The organism is Streptomyces sp. NPDC088252 (genome assembly GCF_044740965.1).
In the GTDB taxonomy this organism is placed as follows: Bacteria; Actinomycetota; Actinomycetes; order Streptomycetales; family Streptomycetaceae; genus Streptomyces.
Window position 1 is genome coordinate 266735 of sequence record NZ_JBIURS010000002.1, and the last position, 16637, is coordinate 283371.

Below are 16637 nucleotides of genomic sequence, written 5' to 3' on the forward strand. Positions count from 1 at the left end.
CGCCGACGGGCCCCGCTCACCAGGCCAGCTGGGCCAGCTCCTCCGCCACCACCGCGCACGCGTCGGTCGCCGGGTCGATCAACGGGAAGTGGCCGACGTCGGGCAGCAGGGTCAGCCCCACCGTCTCCCCCGCCTTCGCCGCCGCGTCGACGAACGCCTCCGAGACCGCCTGCGGCACATCGAGGTCGGTGGTGCCCTGCACCACCGTCGTCGCGATCCCGGTGGGCAGCAGCGCGGCCGGGTCGGCGTGCGCGGAGCGTTCCTCGACGTCCCCTTCTCCACCGAGGAACTGGACGACCGCGCCCGAGCACACATTCAGCTCGACGGCCGTGGCGAAGTCGGCGATCGGTGCGAGGGCGACGACACCCCGCAGCGGCGGCGGCGCGGGCAGCCGCCACGGCGAGCCCTCGGGCAGCACGTGCCGGGCCGCTGCCCACAGGGCGAGCTGCCCGCCGGCGGAGTGCCCGGTGACGACGATCCGCCGCGCGTCGGCCTCCGGAAGCTCCCGCGCCAGCAGCTCCGGCAGCGCGTCCATCGCCGCGGCGACGTCGTCGAGGGTCTCCGGCCAGCGGCCCGCGACCGGACCGGAACCCCGTTGCTGCGGGATCTCGCCGCCGCGCCGGTACTCGACGCTGGCGACGGCGAAACCGCGCCGGGCCAGAAAGTCCGCGAACGGCGACACGTGCTGCCGGTCGTACGGCGCCCGCCAGGACCCGCCGTGCACGACGACCACGACCGGCGCACCGCTCCGGCCGTCGCGCGGGGCGTAGAAGTCGATCAGCTGGTCGGGGTGGTTGCCGTAGGCGGCGGACGCATCGGGGGCGACCGGTGGGTGCGAGAGGGCCGACTCGGTCTCGGCTGCGTCACGATCACGCGCGGCAGAATCCGACATGCTGCTCCAACCGTCCTGTCTCTGAGCCCAACTGGGCTGACCTGCGGGGACGGTACCAGTACGGAAGGCCGCCGGTACCGGCGGCGGACCATCAGAACCGGCCCGCGCACCAGCCCCGCGGACCCGCCCTACGAACCCACGACGCGGACCCGCCGTACGAACCCGCCACGGCGACCCGGACGTCGCCGCCGACCCGGCCGTCGACGACGCGGCGGGCCGGGAGCCGGCGGGAACGGGCCCCGGCCCGCCGACCCGGCCGCCGCCTCAGGCCGCGTCCGCCAGCACCTCGCCCAGCACCCGCGCCGCCCGCTCCACGTCCGCGAACCCCACGTACAGCGGCGTGAACCCGAATCGCAGCACGTCCGGCCGCCGCAGGTCACCGACGACGCCGCGCCCGATGAGCGCGCTCATCACCGGTTCCGCGTCCGCGCACCGCAGCGCGACCTGGCTGCCCCGCTCCGCGTGCGCGTCCGGGGTGACGGAGGTGACCCGGCCCTCGGGCGCGTACGCGTCGACGCATTCCAGGAAGAAGTCCGTCAGTGCCAGGGACTTGGCGCGCACCGCCTCGATCGACACCCCGTTCCACACGTCCAGCGACGCTTCGAGCGCCAGCATGGAGAGGATGTCCGGGGTACCGACCCGGCCGCGTACCGCACCGTCCGCCGGGACGTACCCCGGTGTCATGCCGAACGGATCGGCGTGCGACGTCCACCCCGGCAGGGGCGAGTCGAAGGCCGCCTGGTGGCGTTCGGCGACGTAGAGGTAGGCAGGCGAACCGGGGCCGCCGTTCAGGTACTTGTACGTGCAACCGACCGCGAGGTCCACGCCGTGCGCGTCGAGCCCGACGGGCAGGGCGCCCGCGCTGTGGCACAGGTCCCAGACGGCGAGCCCGCCCGCCGCGTGCACGGCGGCGGTGAGCGCGGGCAGGTCGTGGAGCCTGCCGGTGCGGAAGTCGACATGGTTGAGCAGGACGGCCGCGGTACGTGGTCCGAGGGCGTCCGGCACCTCGGCGGGCACGACCGGGACGAGCCGGTGGCCGGTCATCCGGGCCGCCGACGCGGCGATGTACCCGTCCGTGGGAAAGGTCGTCGCGTCGACGAGGATCTCGTCGCGTCCTTCCGGCGCCAGCCGGCTCGCGGCGACGACGGCCTTGAAGACGTTCACGCTCGTCGAGTCGCCGACGACGATCTGCCCGGCGGCGGCCCCGACGAGCGGGGCGATCCGGTCGCCGATCCGCTCGGGCGCGGTCCACCAGCCGCTCTCGCCCCAGGACCGGATGCGCAGCTCGCCCCATTCGCGGGTGAGGACCTCCTGCACCCGGGCGGGTACATGGGCGGGCAGCGCGCCCAGCGAGTTGCCGTCGAGGTAGACGGTGTCGTCGAGGGTGAACAGCTTGCGCAGATCGGCGAGCCGGTCGGCCGCGTCGAGTGCCGCGGCACGCGCGACGAAGGTCTCAGACATGGCTGCGCGCCGTCCAGAGCTCGGGGAACACATTCTTCGTGGCCCGCTTCTCCAGCCACGAGACCCCGGCGGAACCGCCGGTCCCGGTCTTCGAGCCCATCGCGCGCCGGGTGGCGACGAGATGGTCGTTGCGCCAGCGCCACACCAGTTCACCGACGTCGGTCAGCGCCTCGCCGAGCCGGACCAGCTCGTCGTTCTGGTCGGGGTTGGCGTAGATCTCCGTCCAGACGGCCTCGACCTCGGGGGACGGCTCGTACTTCTGCGTGAGGTCCCGGCCGAGCACGGCCTGCGGTACGGCGTACCCGCGCCGGGCGAGCAGCGCGAGCGTCTCGTCGTACAGGCCCGGTTCGCCGAGCGCCTTCTCCAGCTCGGCGTGGACGCGGGGCGCGCCCCGGTGCGGCACGAGCATCGACGCCGACTTGTCGCCGAGCAGGAACTCCATCCGCCGGTACATCGCCGACTGGAAGCCGGATCCCTCACCGAGGGCGGCGCGGTAGGAGTTGAACTGGGCGGGAGTGAGCTGGGCGAGCGGCGTCCAGGAGGCGTTGAGCGCCTCCAGCTCCCGCACCGACCGCTTGAGCGCGTCGCGCGCCACGACCGTCCGGTCCTCGCGCAGCGCGTGCGCGGCGGTCTCCCACTCATGGACGATGACGGTGAACCAGAGTTCCATGACCTGGGTGGTGACCAGGAAGACCATTTCGCCCGGGTCGTCGGAGCGAGGGTGCTGGAGGTGGGTCAGGACATCGGCCTGGACATAGTCCTCGTACGGAGTCGTTCCCGCGAAGTCGAGGTGCGGGGTCTGCGCACCGGTGGCTTCGGGGTCGGGGTGGATCGTCGACATTGCTGTCTCCTCGACACGAGCTTCCGGGTAGCGGTCCGCCCCTTCCGTGAGGTGGTGGAGCTCCGGTCCCCTGTCGGCATCCTAGACGGAGCCCGCACAACCGCGCAGACCCCGCAGATACCGGTACATCTGCGGGGTCCGGAACGTCACAAGGTGTACGTGTACGGCAGGGGCCGCTCGTCCGGATCATGCCGGGCCCGCGTGTCCCGGCACCGGTCCCGGCTCGCTGATCCGGCCTGCTCCGAATGGGGGACCCTGAGGTACGGGACAGCCCTCACGGCCCGGTGCACGCCGGGAGCCCGCTCGCCGTCGTGCACCAGGTCGTCAGCCGAGGGTCTCGGCGGCGGTCGGCGAGGAGTCGCGCAGGAACGTCGAGCAGCGCTCGTACTCCTCCTGCTCCCCGATCGCCTGGGCGGCCCGCGCGAGGGCGTGCAGGGCGCGCAGGAAGCCGCGGTTCGGCTCGTGCTCGAACGGTACGGGGCCGTGGCCCTTCCAGCCGGCCCTGCGCAGCGCGTCGAGGCCGCGGTGGTAGCCGGTGCGGGCGTAGGCGTACGACTCGACGACGCGGCCGCCCTCGAACGCCTCGTCGGCGAGCTGCGCCCAGGCCAGGGAGGAGGTCGGGTACTTCGCCGCGACATCGGCGGGGGCCGTGCCGTTGGCGAGCAGCTCGCGCGGCTCCGGGTCGTCGGGCAGGTGGGTCGGGGGAGGCCCCCCGAGCAGGTTCTCGTGGATCGACATGGGTTCAAGTGTGCCTGGCACATGCGCGCCGGGGTACCCGGCCGCCACTCGGGAAGACAGTTCGCGCCGGGGCGTTCGCACGCTCCATGAGGTTCAGTCCGCGCCGGCGGTACCGGGCCGCCGCTCCGAGGGCCGGTTCGCGCCCGGCGTCTCCACGTCCTCGTGCTCGGGCTCCAGGGGTGGGGCGACGACGCCGCAGTGCACCGTGCACTCGGGTCGCGCCTTCCGCTCCTCGTCCGGCGCCGCGGCAGGCTTCCGTACGGTCGCCCAGGCGATCACCGCGCCCAGCACGAGCAGCCCGGCACACATCGGCATGGCCCGCCGGAACGTCACGGCGAACTCGTCGGCGTTCCGGTAGGCCTCCGGGCCCATTCCGGCGAGCAGCGGCAGCGCGGCCACCGCGATCAGCCCGGCGGCGCGGGCGGCCGCGTTGTTGATCCCGCTGGCGAGGCCGGCCCGTGCCGTGTCCACCGAGGCCAGGACGGTCGCGGTGAGCGGTGCCACCACGGTGACGAGTCCGACGCCGATCACACCGACGGCGGGGAGCACGTCGGTGAAGTAGCCGGAGACGGAGTTCGACCCCGGCCCGACCCGCAGCATCAGCAGCATTCCGGCGGCGGCGACCAGCGGGCCGACGGTGAGCGGGATACGGGGCCCGATGCGCTGCCCCAGTTCGCCCGAGGAGGCGGAGAAGAGGAGCATCAGCACGGTCGTGGGCAGCAGGGCCGTGCCTGCGCCGAGGGCCGAGTACCCGGCCACGACCTGGAGCTGGATCGCGGAGAGGAAGAAGTAGCCGCCGAGCGCCGCGTACACACAGAGGGTGATGATGTTGACGACGGTGAACTGCCGGGACGCGAACACCGAGGGCGGCAGCATCGGGTCCGCCCGCCGCCGCTCCACCTGCACGAACACCGCCCCCAGGACGATCCCGGCGACGGCCGCCCCGATCACCACGCCGGACGCGCCCTGTCCCGGCGCCTCGATCAGCGCGTAGGTCACCAGCGCGAGGGCGATCGCGCCGAGCACGGCGCCCAGCGCGTCGAAGCGCCCGTGTGCATCGGGGTCACGCGATTCCGGTACATGGCGCAGTGCCACCGGCAGGCAGACCGCGGCGACCGGCACATTGAGCAGGAAGACCCATCGCCAGCCGGGCCCGTCGACGAGCCAGCCGCCGACGAACGGCCCGATGGCGGCGCCGACCCCGCCGAGCCCCGACCACAGTCCGACCGCGCGGGCCCGGTCGTCCGGATGGAAGCTCGCCTGGATCAGTGCCAGCGAACCGGGTGTGAGGAGCGCCCCGCCGATGCCCTGGAGAGCGCGGGCGGCGATCAGCACGACGGCGTTCGGCGCGATGCCGCACATGACGGACGCGGTGGCGAACCAGACGACTCCGACCACGAAGACCCGCCGCCGCCCGTACCGGTCACCGAGGGCACCCCCGAGAAGGATCAGCCCGGCGAGGGTCAGCATGTAGGCGTTGACGGTCCACTGGAGGGCGGCCAGGTCGGTGCCGAGGTCCTTGCCGATGCGGGGCAGGGCGACGTTGATGACGGTGGAGTCGAGCAGGGCCATGCTGGAGCCGAGGACGGTGGTGAGGATGACCCACCGTCCGGTCGGAGAAGCGACGCGGATGGCTCCCGTCTCTGCGTCAGACATACGAGCAGCATCCCCGTTCCACGCCGGGAAGGCCATCGGACGGGCCATCGGGACGGGGGATGCTCACGGAGGTGTGGTCGGCCCCCGGCCCTACGACGCCCTTCCCGTCACCGCCCGCACACCCCGGATCAGCGCCTCCACGCCCGTCTCCGCCTTGGACCGCGGACACCCGACGTTCAGTCGCACGAAGCCCTCCGCCCCGTACACCGCCCCCGGCATCACCGCGACCTTCTCGCGCTCGATCAGCACCCGCTGCAACGCCTCGTCGTCGTCGACCCCGGCCGGACGCAGATCGATCCAGGCCAGGTAGCCGGCCTGCGGCGGCTCCCACCCCAGCTCCGGGAATGCCCCGTTCAGCCGTTCCGCGACCAGCGCCAGGTTCCCGGCGATGTACGCGCGGGCCTCGTCCAGCCACGAGCCGGCCTCCCGGTACGCAGCGATGTGCGCGGTCAGTGACAGCACCGCCGGGGAGGCGAGCCCTTCTGCCGTCTCCATCCGGCGCAGGAACTCCGCCCGTTCGACCGGATCTCCGATCAGCCCGTACGAGCCGGTCAGCGCCGGGAAGTTGAACGCCTTCGACGCGGAGGTGATCAGCGCCCAGCGTCCCTCGCCGCCGACCCGCGTCCACGGCACATGCACCCGCCCCTCGTGCACGAAGTCCGCATGGATCTCGTCACTGATCACCGGGACCCCGTACCGCGCGGCGAGCGCCGACATCTCGCCCAGTTCGGCCTCCGTCCACACCCGGCCCGTCGGATTGTGCGGCGAGCACACGAGAAGGACCTTGCTGTCGGGGCGGGCGAGCTCGCGTTCCAGCGCGGCCGTGTCCCCCACCGGCACGCCCCGCAGCTCGCGCCCCAGCCCGGTGATCGCCTTGCGGAAACCGTCGTACGTCGGGGTGTGGACGACCACGCCCTCGCCCTCGGCCGTCCACATCTGCAGCAGTTGGGAGAGCTGGTTGAGCACGGACGGCCCGTACACCAACTGCCCCGTGTCGATCCCTGTCCCGTACCGGGTCGCGTACCAGTGGGCTATCGCCGAGCGGAAATCGTCCTGCTGCCAGGTCGTGTAGCCGAACACCCCGTGGTCGAGCCTGGCCCGCAGCGCGCTCAGCACCTCCGGTGCGGTCTCGAAGTCCATGTCGGAAATGGTGAACGGCAGCAGTCCGTCCACCCCGAACCGGTCCGCGACCCCGTCCCACTGGACGCACCAGGTGCCCCGGCGGTCGACGACGGTGTCGAAGTCATGGCGGGCGCTGGAACTCACAGGGATCCCTCACTTCTTCTCTCCGGAATGCCGTGGGCCCGGCACCCCGAGGGGTACCGGGCCCACGGCCGCGCTTCGTACCGGCGGCTACTTCAGCCGGGTGCCGGTGGACCGCAGGTTGGCGCAGGCCTCCGTGACGCGCTTGGCCATGCCCGCCTCGGCGGACTTGCCCCAGCTGCGCGGGTCGTAGACCTTCTTGTTGCCGACCTCGCCGTCGACCTTCAGCACACCGTCGTAGTTGCGGAACACGTGGTCCACGATCGGGCGGGTGAAGGCGTACTGGGTGTCGGTGTCGAGGTTCATCTTCACGACGCCGTTCTCCAGCGCGGTGATGATCTCCTGCTCGGTGGATCCGGAGCCGCCGTGGAAGACGAAGTCGAAGGGCTGGCTGCCGACCACCTTGCCGTACTTGGCGGCGACGCCCTCCTGGAGGTCCTTCAGCAGCTCGGGACGGAGCACGACATTGCCCGGCTTGTAGACGCCGTGGACGTTGCCGAAGGAGGCAGCCAGCAGGTAGCGGCCCTTCTCGCCCAGACCGAGCGCCTCGGCGGTGCGCAACGCGTCGTCGACGGTCGTGTACAGCTCGTCGTTGATCTCGTGCGTGACGCCGTCCTCCTCGCCACCGGTCGGGGTGATCTCGACCTCAAGAATGATCTTGGCGGCGGCGGCCTTGGCGAGCAGCTCCTGGCCGATGGCCAGGTTGTCGGCGAGTGTCTCGGCCGATCCGTCCCACATGTGCGACTGGAACAGAGGGTTCTGGCCCTTGGCGACGCGCTCGGCGGAGATGTCGAGCAGCGGACGTACGTAACCGTCCAGCTTGTCCTTGGGACAGTGGTCGGTGTGCAGCGCGACCGAGATGCCGTACTTGGCTGCGACGATGTGCGCGAACTCGGCGAGGGCGACGGCGCCCGTGACCATGTCCTTGTTGTACTGGCCGCCCAGGAACTCCGCCCCACCGGTGGAGATCTGGACGATGCCGTCGCTCTCCGCCTCCGCGAAGCCGCGCAGTGCAGCGTGCAGGGTCTGGGTCGACGTCACATTGATGGCCGGGTAGGCGAACTTGCCTGCCTTCGCCCGGTCGAGCATCTCGGCGTAGACCTCGGGGGTTGCGATGGGCATCTGACCGCTCCTTGGGATGTGCGGGTGTGCGTGCTGGTTCCCTGACCTGGGGGCGACGTCATCGTCGCCCCCATCTTCCCAGACTCTCGCTCCGGCTCCACCCGGCCCTTCCCCCGGTACACGGACGAGTGGTCGGCGGGCATGCGTCGAGGGCGGACCGTTTCACGTGAAACAGCCCACCCTCGAAAGAAACCGCAGGTCAACCCCTACATCAGGCCAGATCGAGGTCCGCCACCGTGTACGCGTGGAGGTACGGGAGCCCGGCCTCGGCGATGGCCGGAGCCGCACCCCGCTCCACGATCGTGGCGACGGCGACGACCTCGCCACCCGCCTCGCGCACCGCCTCGACCGCCGTCAGCGGCGAACCCCCGGTCGTCGAGGTGTCCTCGACGACCAGGCAGCGGCGGCCCTTCACATCCGTGCCCTCGATGCGGCGCTGCATCCCGTGCGCCTTCTGCGCCTTGCGGACGACGAACGCGTCCAGCTCCTGCCCGCGCGCGGCGGAGGCGTGCAGCATCGAGGTGGCGACCGGGTCGGCGCCCAGCGTCAGCCCGCCCACGCAGTCGTAGTCCAGTTCGGCGGTGATGTCGAGCATGACCTGACCGACCATCGGAGCGGCCTTGCCGTCCAGCGTGATGCGGCGCAGATCGATGTACCAGTCGGCCTCAAGACCCGAGGAGAGGGTCACCTTGCCGTGCACCACGGCCTTGTCCTTGATCTGCTGGAGCAGCTCAGCACGTACGTCAGTCATGGCTACGAGCTTAAGGCGCGCGCCCCGGGGCCCGCGCCCGCGCCGGAGCCGGGGCCCGCGCCAGGACCCGTGCCGGGTCAGAGCCTGCGCCAGCTCCAGGTCGACGCGATCTCCAGCGGTTCGATCGGGGTGACGTACCGGGGGTCGGTGTTCAGCCCGTTCGGCGGGCCGGACTGCGGCTCCACGCAGACCGCCTCGGCCTGCTCGTCGTAGATCACGACCCACTCGGCCCGGCTCTTCACGGTCAGCTCCAACTGCTCGGGCCAGATGAGCGTCACATCCACGCCGTCCGGCATCCCGAAGCAGTCGTCCCACGGACCGGGCAGCGGCGGGATGCGGCGGCCGGTCGGCAGATGGTTCTCGCCCCGCTCCTCCTGCCAGGCCGCGTCGAAGGCGATCTCCACGTTCTCGCCGCCGCCGATGTCCCGCAGGAACCAGGGGTGCCAGCCGGCCTGTGCCGGGAACGAGTCCCCGTACGTCTCGATGCCGAACGCGAGCGTGAGCGAGTCCTCCGCCAGCTCGAAGGTCTGGGTCACCCGGCCCGGATACGGCCACGGGTCGGCGAGGTCGTAGTAGAACGAGGCCTCCCGCTCGCCCACCCGGGCGGTGCGCCAGGCGGTGTCCCTGCCGGTGCCGTGGATGGCGTGCGGCGGGGAGTTCAGCGGCAACCGGTGCTGGACGTCACCGTTGTGGAAGAGCCCGTTCTCGGTGCGCCCGCACCACGGGACCATCGGGAAACAGCCGTACCGCTCCCCCTGCCGCAGCAGTTCGGTACCACCGATCCGCAGACTGCTGATGCGACAGCCGTTGGCGGGGTTCACGGTCAACTCTGCGTCGCCGACGGACAGCCGGACGTCCTTCTCGCTGCTACTCACCGGAACGACATTACTGGCGACGCTACCTGCGCCGCCGCAACGCCCGGCTCACCACGACGGCTGACGCAAGCGCGAGCGCGGCGGCGGGGGCGACCCAGCGCAGCGTGACGCCCGCGGTGGTCGAATCGGGTGACGGAACCGGCGCGTACCTCCCGCGCGGCGGCGCGTGGTCGACCTCCTCGGCGCTGCGGCCGATCATGGTGCGCCGAGCGTGCGCCGCCTCGGCCGGGGGGCCGTCGGGGACGGTGAACTCCGCATCCGCCATGGGGTCGAGCGACGACGGAGGCACGGGGGCCTCGAAGACGGAGCCCGTGCCCGGCGGCTTCTCGGCGGAGGGCGTCTCGTCCGCGGCGGCGTCGTGCGTGGGCGGGGTGTCGTCCGTGTCGTCGGTGGCCTCCGGCCCGGAGCTCGGGGCGGTGGCCGCGCCGGTCGCGTCGGCCTCCTCGGCCCCCTCCTCGATCGCCTGCTCCACCGCTTCCCCGACGGACCGCTCGGCCTCGCCGAGCTCCTCACCCGCAGCGACGCCGTCCGCCAGCGTCTCCGTCACCAGTTGCTGCGCGAAGCGGTCGAGCAGCCGGTGGGCCGCCGCGAGCGCCGCCGCCCGGTCCAGCTCCAGCAGTCGGCCGTCACCGCTCGCCGTACCCGCGAAACCGATCGCCGTGCCGCCGTCCTTCTCCGTCAGGCTGACCGTCAGCGTCAGCTTCGCCGAGCCGGTTCCCCTGGCCTCGACGCCCTCGCCCGCCACCAGGATCCCGCCCGCGTCCGGACCGTCCTGCGCAGAGGCGGTGAGCCGCAGCACGCCCCGGTACGTGATCGTGTGGCCGTCGACCCGGATCCTGAGCCGACCGGACAGCGGGCCGGCGGACTCGTCGGCGTCCCGCTGAAGCCCCGGTACGCAGCGCGCGACGCGGGCGGGATCGCCCAGCGTCCGCCGCAGGGACGGGGCCGGAACCGGAACGAACACCTCATGCTCCATGGAAACCGAGCCTACTCAGCCCCGGCCATCCCGTCAGCGGTTCCACGTCATGCCGGGGGTCCGAGGCCCCTCGGCGGTCTCGCTGCCCCTCGGCGGTTCCGCGTCACGTCCGCGCTTCCGCGTCACGTCGGCGGTTCCCGGGCCCGTCAGCCGTTCGGCTCCGCGGCGCCGCCGGGCGGCGGGTTCACCGGTCCTCCCAGTACCGCGGATGCACCAGCGTCGACGGCAGCAGCCCGCCCGGCCGCGTGCTCTCCGCGTCCCGGCCCGCGCGCACCAGCGAGGACCGCGTCAGCGACCGGAGCGTCGGCGCCTGCGGGGAGAGCCGGAGCGCGGGCTCGGCGGCCGTACCCGCGAGGACGAATCCCCAGCCGTCCTGGGCCTGCGCCCGGTGCGTGGCCCGGTCGGGACCGGCCGCGAAGTCGGAGAGCCGGCCGCTGATCCGGTACGGACGGGTATGCAGGCCCGCCGCCCTCATCGACGCCTCCACCGTCCAGTACGTATGCGGCCGGGTGACCGGCGGGCCCCCGTGCACGACCAGTCGGCCGCCCGGGGCGAGGGCCTCGGCGACCAGGCCGTAGAACTCCGCCGAATAGAGCTTCGTGCTGGTGGAGATCCCGGGGTCGGGCAGATCGGAGATCACCACGTCGTAGCCGCCGTGCGCCGCCCGCAGCCAGTTGAACGCGTCCGCGTTGACGGCGGTCAGCCGGGGATCGCGGAACGCGTGGGCGTTCAGCGCCGAGAGCGCGCGGTCGGTACGGGCCAACCGGGTGACGCCGGGATCCAGCTCGACGAGGGTGAGGCGGCGCACGTCCCGATAGCGCAGCACCTCCCGGGCGGCGAGGCCGTCGCCACCGCCCAGGATCAGGACGCGGGCGCGCGGCCCGTTCATCGCCGGGTGCACCAGCGCCTCGTGGTAGCGGTACTCGTCGCGCGCGCTGACCCGCAGCCGCCCGTCCAGATACAGACCCAGGGAGCTGCGGCCCGCCCCCGTCAGCACGACCTCCTGGACCCCGGTCTGCAGCGCGACCCGCACCCCGTCCCCGTACACCGCGCGCCGCGCCGCCCGCTCGAAGTCGTCGACCAGCGCGGTGGCGACGGCGAGTACGGCAATCACGGCCACGTTGACGAGGACCAGCAGCCACCGGGAGCGCGGGGCGAGGTCCCGCCGGAACACCCACAGCACCAGAGCCCCACCCGCCGCCGCGTTGACCGCGCCGGTGAACAGCGCCCCGGTGAGCTGTCCGAGCATCGGCAGCAGCAGAAAGGGGAACGCCAGTCCGCCCACCAGCGCACCCACGTAGTCGGCGGCGAAGAGGTCCGCGACGGCCCCGCCCGCGTCCTGCCGGTCGACACGCTGGATCAGCGTCATCAGCAACGGGATCTCCGCCCCGATCAGGACGCCGATCGCGAGCGAGAACCCCACCAGGGCGTACCGCGACTCCCCGATCCACGCGAACGTCGCGTACAGCACGAGCGCCGAGGAGCCGCCGACGAGTGCGAGCACCGCCTCGATCAGCCCGAACCCGACCGCGGCACGGCTGCGTAAACGTTTCGCGAGGAGCGAGCCGACGCCCATCGCGAACACCATCACGGAGAGCACGACGGACGCCTGGGTGACCGAGTCACCGATCAAGTAGGAGGCGAGCGCCACCAGTTCGAGCTCGTACACCAGACCGCACGCTGCGCAGACGAAGACCGCGGCCAGCACGAGACACCGACCGGTCCTCGGTCGTACGGGAAGGCATGCCGCGCCGCCCCCTCGCAGCGACACCTGCTGGTCGATCATGAGGCGAACGCTACGTCACGAAGCGGTTGCCGACTGTCACCCACAAGGGTGCAAGTGGCGCGCTCACGCCGGAGTTGGGCCCGCGTCAGAGTGCTGCCGCCGGCATCCGCACGCCCACCTGGGTGCGCGTCACCACCAACTGCCCCTCCTGCGGGTACGCGTGCCAGGTGCGCCACCGCACCTGGCCCTCCGTCCGCTGGGCGAGCATGGCGGTGAAGGCGTGCGGGCTGCCGGGGAACGTCCCGGCGAGGCCGTGGGGATGGTCGGCCACGAGCGCGAGGAGCTCCTGGGCACGCCCCGCGAACGAGCCCGCCGAGAGTGTCTCGACGCGCGCCGCGAATTCGTACTCCCACTCCCCGATCCGCTTGGCGACACCCAGCGGCAGCGGTGTGCTGCTGCCGGGGATGCACGCCACGGTTTCGGAACAGGTGCCGCGGTCCTCCTCGAGCAGCACCTGATGGGAGGCGCCGAGCAGGCGCATCTGAAGTCGGGCACCCGCGAGATCGAGGTCGAGCACGGCCAGGGCGGGGAGCGGTTCGCGCCCCAGTGCCCAGGCCAAATCGGCAGCACGGGTGTCGGAATAGGCCGTCTGGAGGGTCGTGAGCATGGGTCGGCTCCGCAAACAAGCGTGGACGCATGGACAGGGGACGCCTCCGACGTGCTGCACGTGGGAGGTGGTGAGGCGCCCGATCAGGTCCAACTCAGGTCCGAGGGCTGGAAGTTCTCTCCACCGAGGGAATCACGAAGTAAGCCGCGTCCACAGTGTTTTTACCCAACTTGACGTGGTTTCCATCCCCTCGGGGGCCCCTCGGTTCATCTGTTCACCGGGATCTCGCGGAAAGCCCCAACAAAAAGGTGCCCGGCGGCAGTTCACCCGCCGGGCACCTGTCGGGCACCGGACCGCTCGGGTCCGGCACCGGGCATGTGGCCCTGCCCGGTCACGGATCAGCTGCCCCGTGTCAGCTGCCTCCGCCGCATCCGCCCCCGCCGCACGAGGAGCCGCCACTGCACGAGGAGTGACCGCCGCCGCACGAGTGCCCCCCGGAGTGACCGCCGCACGAGTGACCGCCGGAGTGGCTGCCCGAATGACCGCCGGAGTGACCACCGGAGTGACCACCCGGGTTGCCGCCGACGCTTGCGCAGGACGAGCCACCACCGCCGCCGTCACCGCCACCGGCCCACCAGCTGCCACCCGCGGCGCTGCCGCCGCCGGCACCCCGGCGCGCACTCCGTGCGCGCGCCTTCTTCTTGTTCCCGGCCCTCGCCATGAGCGAGACGATCAGTCCGCTCACGGCCACCGCGATCACCACTACGACAAAAGTCCTCACGACCTCATGTCCTTCCGATCCCCCGAAGCGAGGTCCCCCCGCTTCCGTGCGCTTCCCGCGTGACTGAGGGATGCCCCCGGCCCCGTTCGGCCAAAGCAGACTTGAGCAACTCCAGAGCTTCCGCGCAGGATGGCGGCCATGACCCAGGGACGACCGCTGCTCAACCCCCGCCTAGCCGAGTTCGGCACGACGATCTTCGCGGAGATGTCGGCGCTTGCCGTACGGACCGGCTCCATCAACCTCGGCCAGGGCTTCCCCGACACCGACGGCCCCGAAGAGATCCGCGAGGCCGCGGTCCGGGCCCTGCGCGCCGGACACGGCAACCAGTACCCGCCGGGCCCCGGCGTCCCCGAACTGCGCTCCGCGATCGCCGACCACCAGCGGCGCTTCTACGACCTGGACGTCGACCCCGACACGGATGTGCTGGTCACCGCAGGGGCGACGGAGGCGATCGCCGCGACCATGCTCGCCCTCCTCGAACCGGGCGACGAGGTGATCGCCTTCGAGCCCTTCTACGACTCCTACGCCGCCTGCGTCGCGATGGCCGGCGCGAAGCGCGTGCCACTCACCCTGCGCGCCCCGTCCTTCCGCCCGGACCTGGACGAACTGCGGTCCAGGATCACGCCGCGGACCCGCCTCCTGCTCCTCAACACCCCCCACAACCCGACCGGGATGGTCCTGACCGCCGAAGAACAGAGCGCCATCGCCGCACTCGCCGTCGAACACGACCTGCTCGTCGTCACCGACGAGGTGTACGAACACCTGGTCTATGAGGGCGCGCACCGCCCCATCGCGGCCCTGCCCGGCATGCGGGAGCGCACCGTCTCCATCTCGTCCGCCGGCAAGACCTTCTCGTACACCGGATGGAAGGTCGGCTGGGTCACGGCGGACGGCTCGCTCGTCGCCGCCGTCCGGACGGCCAAGCAGTACCTGACCTACGTCAGCGCGGGCCCCTTCCAGTACGCGATCGCCGAAGCGCTGCGCCTGCCGGACACGTACTTCGACAGCTTCCGCGCCGACCTGCGACGCAAGCGCGATCTGCTCGGCGACGGGCTGCGCGCGGCCGGGTTCGAGGTCTACGAACCCCAGGGCACGTACTTCATCACCACCGACATCTCCCCCTTCGGCGAGAAGGACGCCTACGCATTCTGCCGTACCCTCCCCGAACGCTGCGGCGTCGTCGCCGTCCCCAACTCCGTCTTCTACGACACCCCCGACGCGGGCCGCAGCCAGGTCCGCTTCACCTTCTGCAAGCGCGACGACGTCCTTCAGCAGGCGGTCGGCCGCCTGCGACGCCTGGCGTCCTGAACCCGTCCGCCCCGGCGCGGTCCCGAGCCACCTGCGCCGTTCGGCACCGGTCCCCCAGGGAAGAGGGACCGGTGGCGAATGGCGCGGCGCCGTTTCCGGACGCGCCGGGGCGGGCGGCGCGGAGGAGTCCGGGGCGAAGGGCCGGGTGTCGGGGGAGCAGTCTGCCCGTCCCGAAGTCATTGGCGTGCCCGCCGTACCGCTCGCCGGCAGCCGTACCGCTCACCGTTAGCTGTAACGGAGTTGAGCGGATTCCACGGGACACGCGCCGCACCCCACCGCGCACAGGTGAACCGCCGGGGAAGGACGGCGGGACGCCGACGACCGAGTCGTGAACACTCGGGAACGGCCGGCGGGCGATGCGCCCGCGCCGCCGGAACGTCACAACTCCCCCTGTTCCACCGCCCCGGACAAGGCGTCGTCGCATTCCCCGGCGCACGGACGCACATCCAGAGGCGGACAGGTCCGCTGTCTCACAGCCCTGTCACAACTTGACGGCACAGCGAACCACTTCCGGAACGGACGCGTGACCACCAGTGACACACTTATGCCGCACCTCCTGAGGACATTCATGACGCGCAGATGGGCGCTTATCACCACGATCACCGCATTGACCGTCGCGCTGGCCTTCGTCGTCGTCCAACTGGTGCGCGGCCAGGCCCCCGGGAAGGAACAGACCGAGGCAAAACCAGCCGCGTCGAGCCCAGCCGCGTCGAGCCCGGCCGACGAGAAGAGGAACAGCGACGGCCCCATCCCGGCCGGCTACCTCGGCACCTGGTCGGGCTCCATCGACAACCCCTCGGGCCACTCCACCCGGCAACTCGTCGTCCAGCAGGGCAAGGTGGGCCAGGCGGTCCTCACCCTCACCGCGGACGGCCCGCTCGACAACGGCGGCTCCTACCACTGCGTCTTCAAGGCGGACCTGACCGCGGAACCGTCCCCGAGCGGCCCCGTCGAAGTCGGCCCCTCCACGGTCACCATCGGCGAACCCATGTCGTCCTGCACCGCAGGAAAGGCCACCACGCTGACCCTGCTCCCGAACGGCACCCTGAGCCGGGAGATACCGGAGACCGGCGAAAGGCTCACGTACACCAAAGCCGACTGATCAGCCCAGCAGTGCCCACGCCGCGTTCGGCAACAACAGGGCGTGGACGAACCTGCCGGGCGCCGTCGGCGGAAAGTGCCACACCAACGGCCACGTACGGCCGGCCAGAGCGGGAATCGGCACACAACCGATGCCGCCCGCCGCCGCGTTCAGCGTGATCACCCCTTCGGGCCAGGACTTGCCCACCGTGCTCCCCGCCGGAACCAGGAAGTACACCGCCCGCCGCCCGTTCGCCTCGACGACGACAGGCCCCGGCTCGCCACCCGCGATCGCCTCCATCAGGTGGGCGAGCCGCCGCCCTTCATCACCATCCACGCGCACGGCATCGAATTGCACACCCGCTTTGCGGAGTTGAAATCCGACGTACGGAATCCTGCAGGACGCAAGAACCCGGCGAGGCGTCGACCGGTGCGCTCGCCCGGCCCTCCGGCCTGCCCGCCCTCAGTAGTACCCCTTCCGCCCCCTGCGCCACCGCCTCGCCGTGAACGGGCCCTCACCGACTTGATCCGGCGCCCGACGACTCACACGGCCGGCCCGC

16 protein-coding genes are annotated in these 16637 nt (G+C 71.8%); 2 read left to right on the top strand and 14 right to left on the bottom strand.

Annotation, left to right across the window (positions count from 1 at the left end):
- Positions 1-16 precede the first annotated feature (16 nt).
- The 13 genes from ACIOHC_RS04960 to ACIOHC_RS05020 form a co-directional block, all read right to left on the bottom strand.
- Entirely contained in the window at positions 17-892 is an 876-nt protein-coding gene (locus ACIOHC_RS04960) for an alpha/beta hydrolase (protein WP_351084145.1), read from the bottom strand.
- 264 nt (positions 893-1156) lie between these two features.
- Positions 1157-2353, bottom strand: coding sequence for a kynureninase (gene kynU / locus ACIOHC_RS04965; protein ID WP_401841452.1), 1197 nt, complete (start codon positions 2351-2353; stop codon positions 1157-1159).
- On the bottom strand, positions 2346-3194 hold the full coding sequence (locus ACIOHC_RS04970) for a tryptophan 2,3-dioxygenase family protein (protein WP_365693574.1): 849 nt from the start codon (positions 3192-3194) through the stop codon (positions 2346-2348). Before ACIOHC_RS04970 ends, kynU begins: the two co-directional genes overlap by 8 nt.
- A gap of 324 nt (positions 3195-3518) precedes the next feature.
- A complete protein-coding gene (locus tag ACIOHC_RS04975; protein ID WP_351084151.1) occupies positions 3519-3932 on the bottom strand; it encodes a DUF3151 domain-containing protein in 414 nt (137 codons plus the stop codon).
- 93 nt (positions 3933-4025) lie between these two features.
- Positions 4026-5588 carry a DHA2 family efflux MFS transporter permease subunit gene (locus ACIOHC_RS04980; RefSeq protein ID WP_351084153.1) on the bottom strand — a complete coding sequence of 521 codons (1563 nt, stop codon included), beginning with the start codon at positions 5586-5588 and terminating at the stop codon, positions 4026-4028.
- Positions 5589-5678: 90 nt separating this feature from the next.
- Positions 5679-6854, bottom strand: coding sequence for a MalY/PatB family protein (locus ACIOHC_RS04985; protein ID WP_351084155.1), 1176 nt, complete (start codon positions 6852-6854; stop codon positions 5679-5681).
- Positions 6855-6941: 87 nt separating this feature from the next.
- Positions 6942-7973 (bottom strand): class II fructose-bisphosphate aldolase, encoded by a 1032-nt coding sequence (fbaA, locus tag ACIOHC_RS04990; protein ID WP_401841454.1) that lies wholly within the window; start codon positions 7971-7973, stop codon positions 6942-6944.
- Between the two features lie 211 nt (positions 7974-8184).
- On the bottom strand, positions 8185-8724 hold the full coding sequence (pyrE, locus tag ACIOHC_RS04995; RefSeq protein ID WP_351084159.1) for an orotate phosphoribosyltransferase: 540 nt from the start codon (positions 8722-8724) through the stop codon (positions 8185-8187).
- A 77-nt stretch (positions 8725-8801) separates the two neighbouring features.
- The gene (locus ACIOHC_RS05000) at positions 8802-9599 is read right to left on the bottom strand and encodes an aldose 1-epimerase (RefSeq protein WP_351084161.1); all 798 of its coding nucleotides are present in this window, start codon (positions 9597-9599) and stop codon (positions 8802-8804) included.
- A gap of 22 nt (positions 9600-9621) precedes the next feature.
- The gene (locus tag ACIOHC_RS05005; protein WP_351084163.1) at positions 9622-10575 is read right to left on the bottom strand and encodes an SRPBCC domain-containing protein; all 954 of its coding nucleotides are present in this window, start codon (positions 10573-10575) and stop codon (positions 9622-9624) included.
- Between the two features lie 184 nt (positions 10576-10759).
- On the bottom strand, positions 10760-12361 hold the full coding sequence (locus tag ACIOHC_RS05010) for a polyamine aminopropyltransferase (RefSeq protein ID WP_401841456.1): 1602 nt from the start codon (positions 12359-12361) through the stop codon (positions 10760-10762).
- A gap of 85 nt (positions 12362-12446) precedes the next feature.
- Entirely contained in the window at positions 12447-12968 is a 522-nt protein-coding gene (locus ACIOHC_RS05015; RefSeq protein WP_389636142.1) for a DUF2617 family protein, read from the bottom strand.
- Between the two features lie 352 nt (positions 12969-13320).
- Positions 13321-13689, bottom strand: coding sequence for a hypothetical protein (locus ACIOHC_RS05020; RefSeq protein WP_401841458.1), 369 nt, complete (start codon positions 13687-13689; stop codon positions 13321-13323).
- 138 nt (positions 13690-13827) lie between these two features.
- Here ACIOHC_RS05020 and ACIOHC_RS05025 point away from each other — a divergent pair, with 138 nt between their 5' ends.
- Both ACIOHC_RS05025 and ACIOHC_RS05030 read left to right on the top strand, forming a co-directional pair.
- Positions 13828-14997 (top strand): pyridoxal phosphate-dependent aminotransferase, encoded by a 1170-nt coding sequence (locus ACIOHC_RS05025; protein WP_351084171.1) that lies wholly within the window; start codon positions 13828-13830, stop codon positions 14995-14997.
- Between the two features lie 568 nt (positions 14998-15565).
- Positions 15566-16099 (top strand): hypothetical protein, encoded by a 534-nt coding sequence (locus ACIOHC_RS05030; RefSeq protein WP_401841460.1) that lies wholly within the window; start codon positions 15566-15568, stop codon positions 16097-16099.
- On the opposite strand, the gene ACIOHC_RS05035 is transcribed toward ACIOHC_RS05030, so the two are convergent.
- Complete coding sequence (locus ACIOHC_RS05035; protein WP_401841462.1) at positions 16100-16435, bottom strand: hypothetical protein; 336 nt, start codon at positions 16433-16435, stop codon at positions 16100-16102.
- Positions 16436-16637 lie beyond the last annotated feature (202 nt).

What these genes read in the sequence shown, in the direction of transcription:
- ACIOHC_RS04975 (WP_351084151.1), bottom strand. Translation starts at nt 3,932, where the DNA reads ATGTCGATCCACGAGAACCTGCTCGGGGGGCCTCCCCCGACCCACCTG.
- ACIOHC_RS04970 (WP_365693574.1), bottom strand. Translation starts at nt 3,194, where the DNA reads ATGTCGACGATCCACCCCGACCCCGAAGCCACCGGTGCGCAGACCCCG.
- ACIOHC_RS04980 (WP_351084153.1), bottom strand. Translation starts at nt 5,588, where the DNA reads ATGTCTGACGCAGAGACGGGAGCCATCCGCGTCGCTTCTCCGACCGGA.
- ACIOHC_RS04960 (WP_351084145.1), bottom strand. Translation starts at nt 892, where the DNA reads ATGTCGGATTCTGCCGCGCGTGATCGTGACGCAGCCGAGACCGAGTCG.
- ACIOHC_RS05010 (WP_401841456.1), bottom strand. Translation starts at nt 12,361, where the DNA reads ATGATCGACCAGCAGGTGTCGCTGCGAGGGGGCGGCGCGGCATGCCTT.
- ACIOHC_RS05005 (WP_351084163.1), bottom strand. Translation starts at nt 10,575, where the DNA reads ATGGAGCATGAGGTGTTCGTTCCGGTTCCGGCCCCGTCCCTGCGGCGG.
- pyrE (WP_351084159.1), bottom strand. Translation starts at nt 8,724, where the DNA reads ATGACTGACGTACGTGCTGAGCTGCTCCAGCAGATCAAGGACAAGGCC.
- ACIOHC_RS05015 (WP_389636142.1), bottom strand. Translation starts at nt 12,968, where the DNA reads ATGCTCACGACCCTCCAGACGGCCTATTCCGACACCCGTGCTGCCGAT.
- ACIOHC_RS05030 (WP_401841460.1), top strand. Translation starts at nt 15,566, where the DNA reads ATGACGCGCAGATGGGCGCTTATCACCACGATCACCGCATTGACCGTC.
- kynU (WP_401841452.1), bottom strand. Translation starts at nt 2,353, where the DNA reads ATGTCTGAGACCTTCGTCGCGCGTGCCGCGGCACTCGACGCGGCCGAC.
- fbaA (WP_401841454.1), bottom strand. Translation starts at nt 7,973, where the DNA reads ATGCCCATCGCAACCCCCGAGGTCTACGCCGAGATGCTCGACCGGGCG.
- ACIOHC_RS05025 (WP_351084171.1), top strand. Translation starts at nt 13,828, where the DNA reads ATGACCCAGGGACGACCGCTGCTCAACCCCCGCCTAGCCGAGTTCGGC.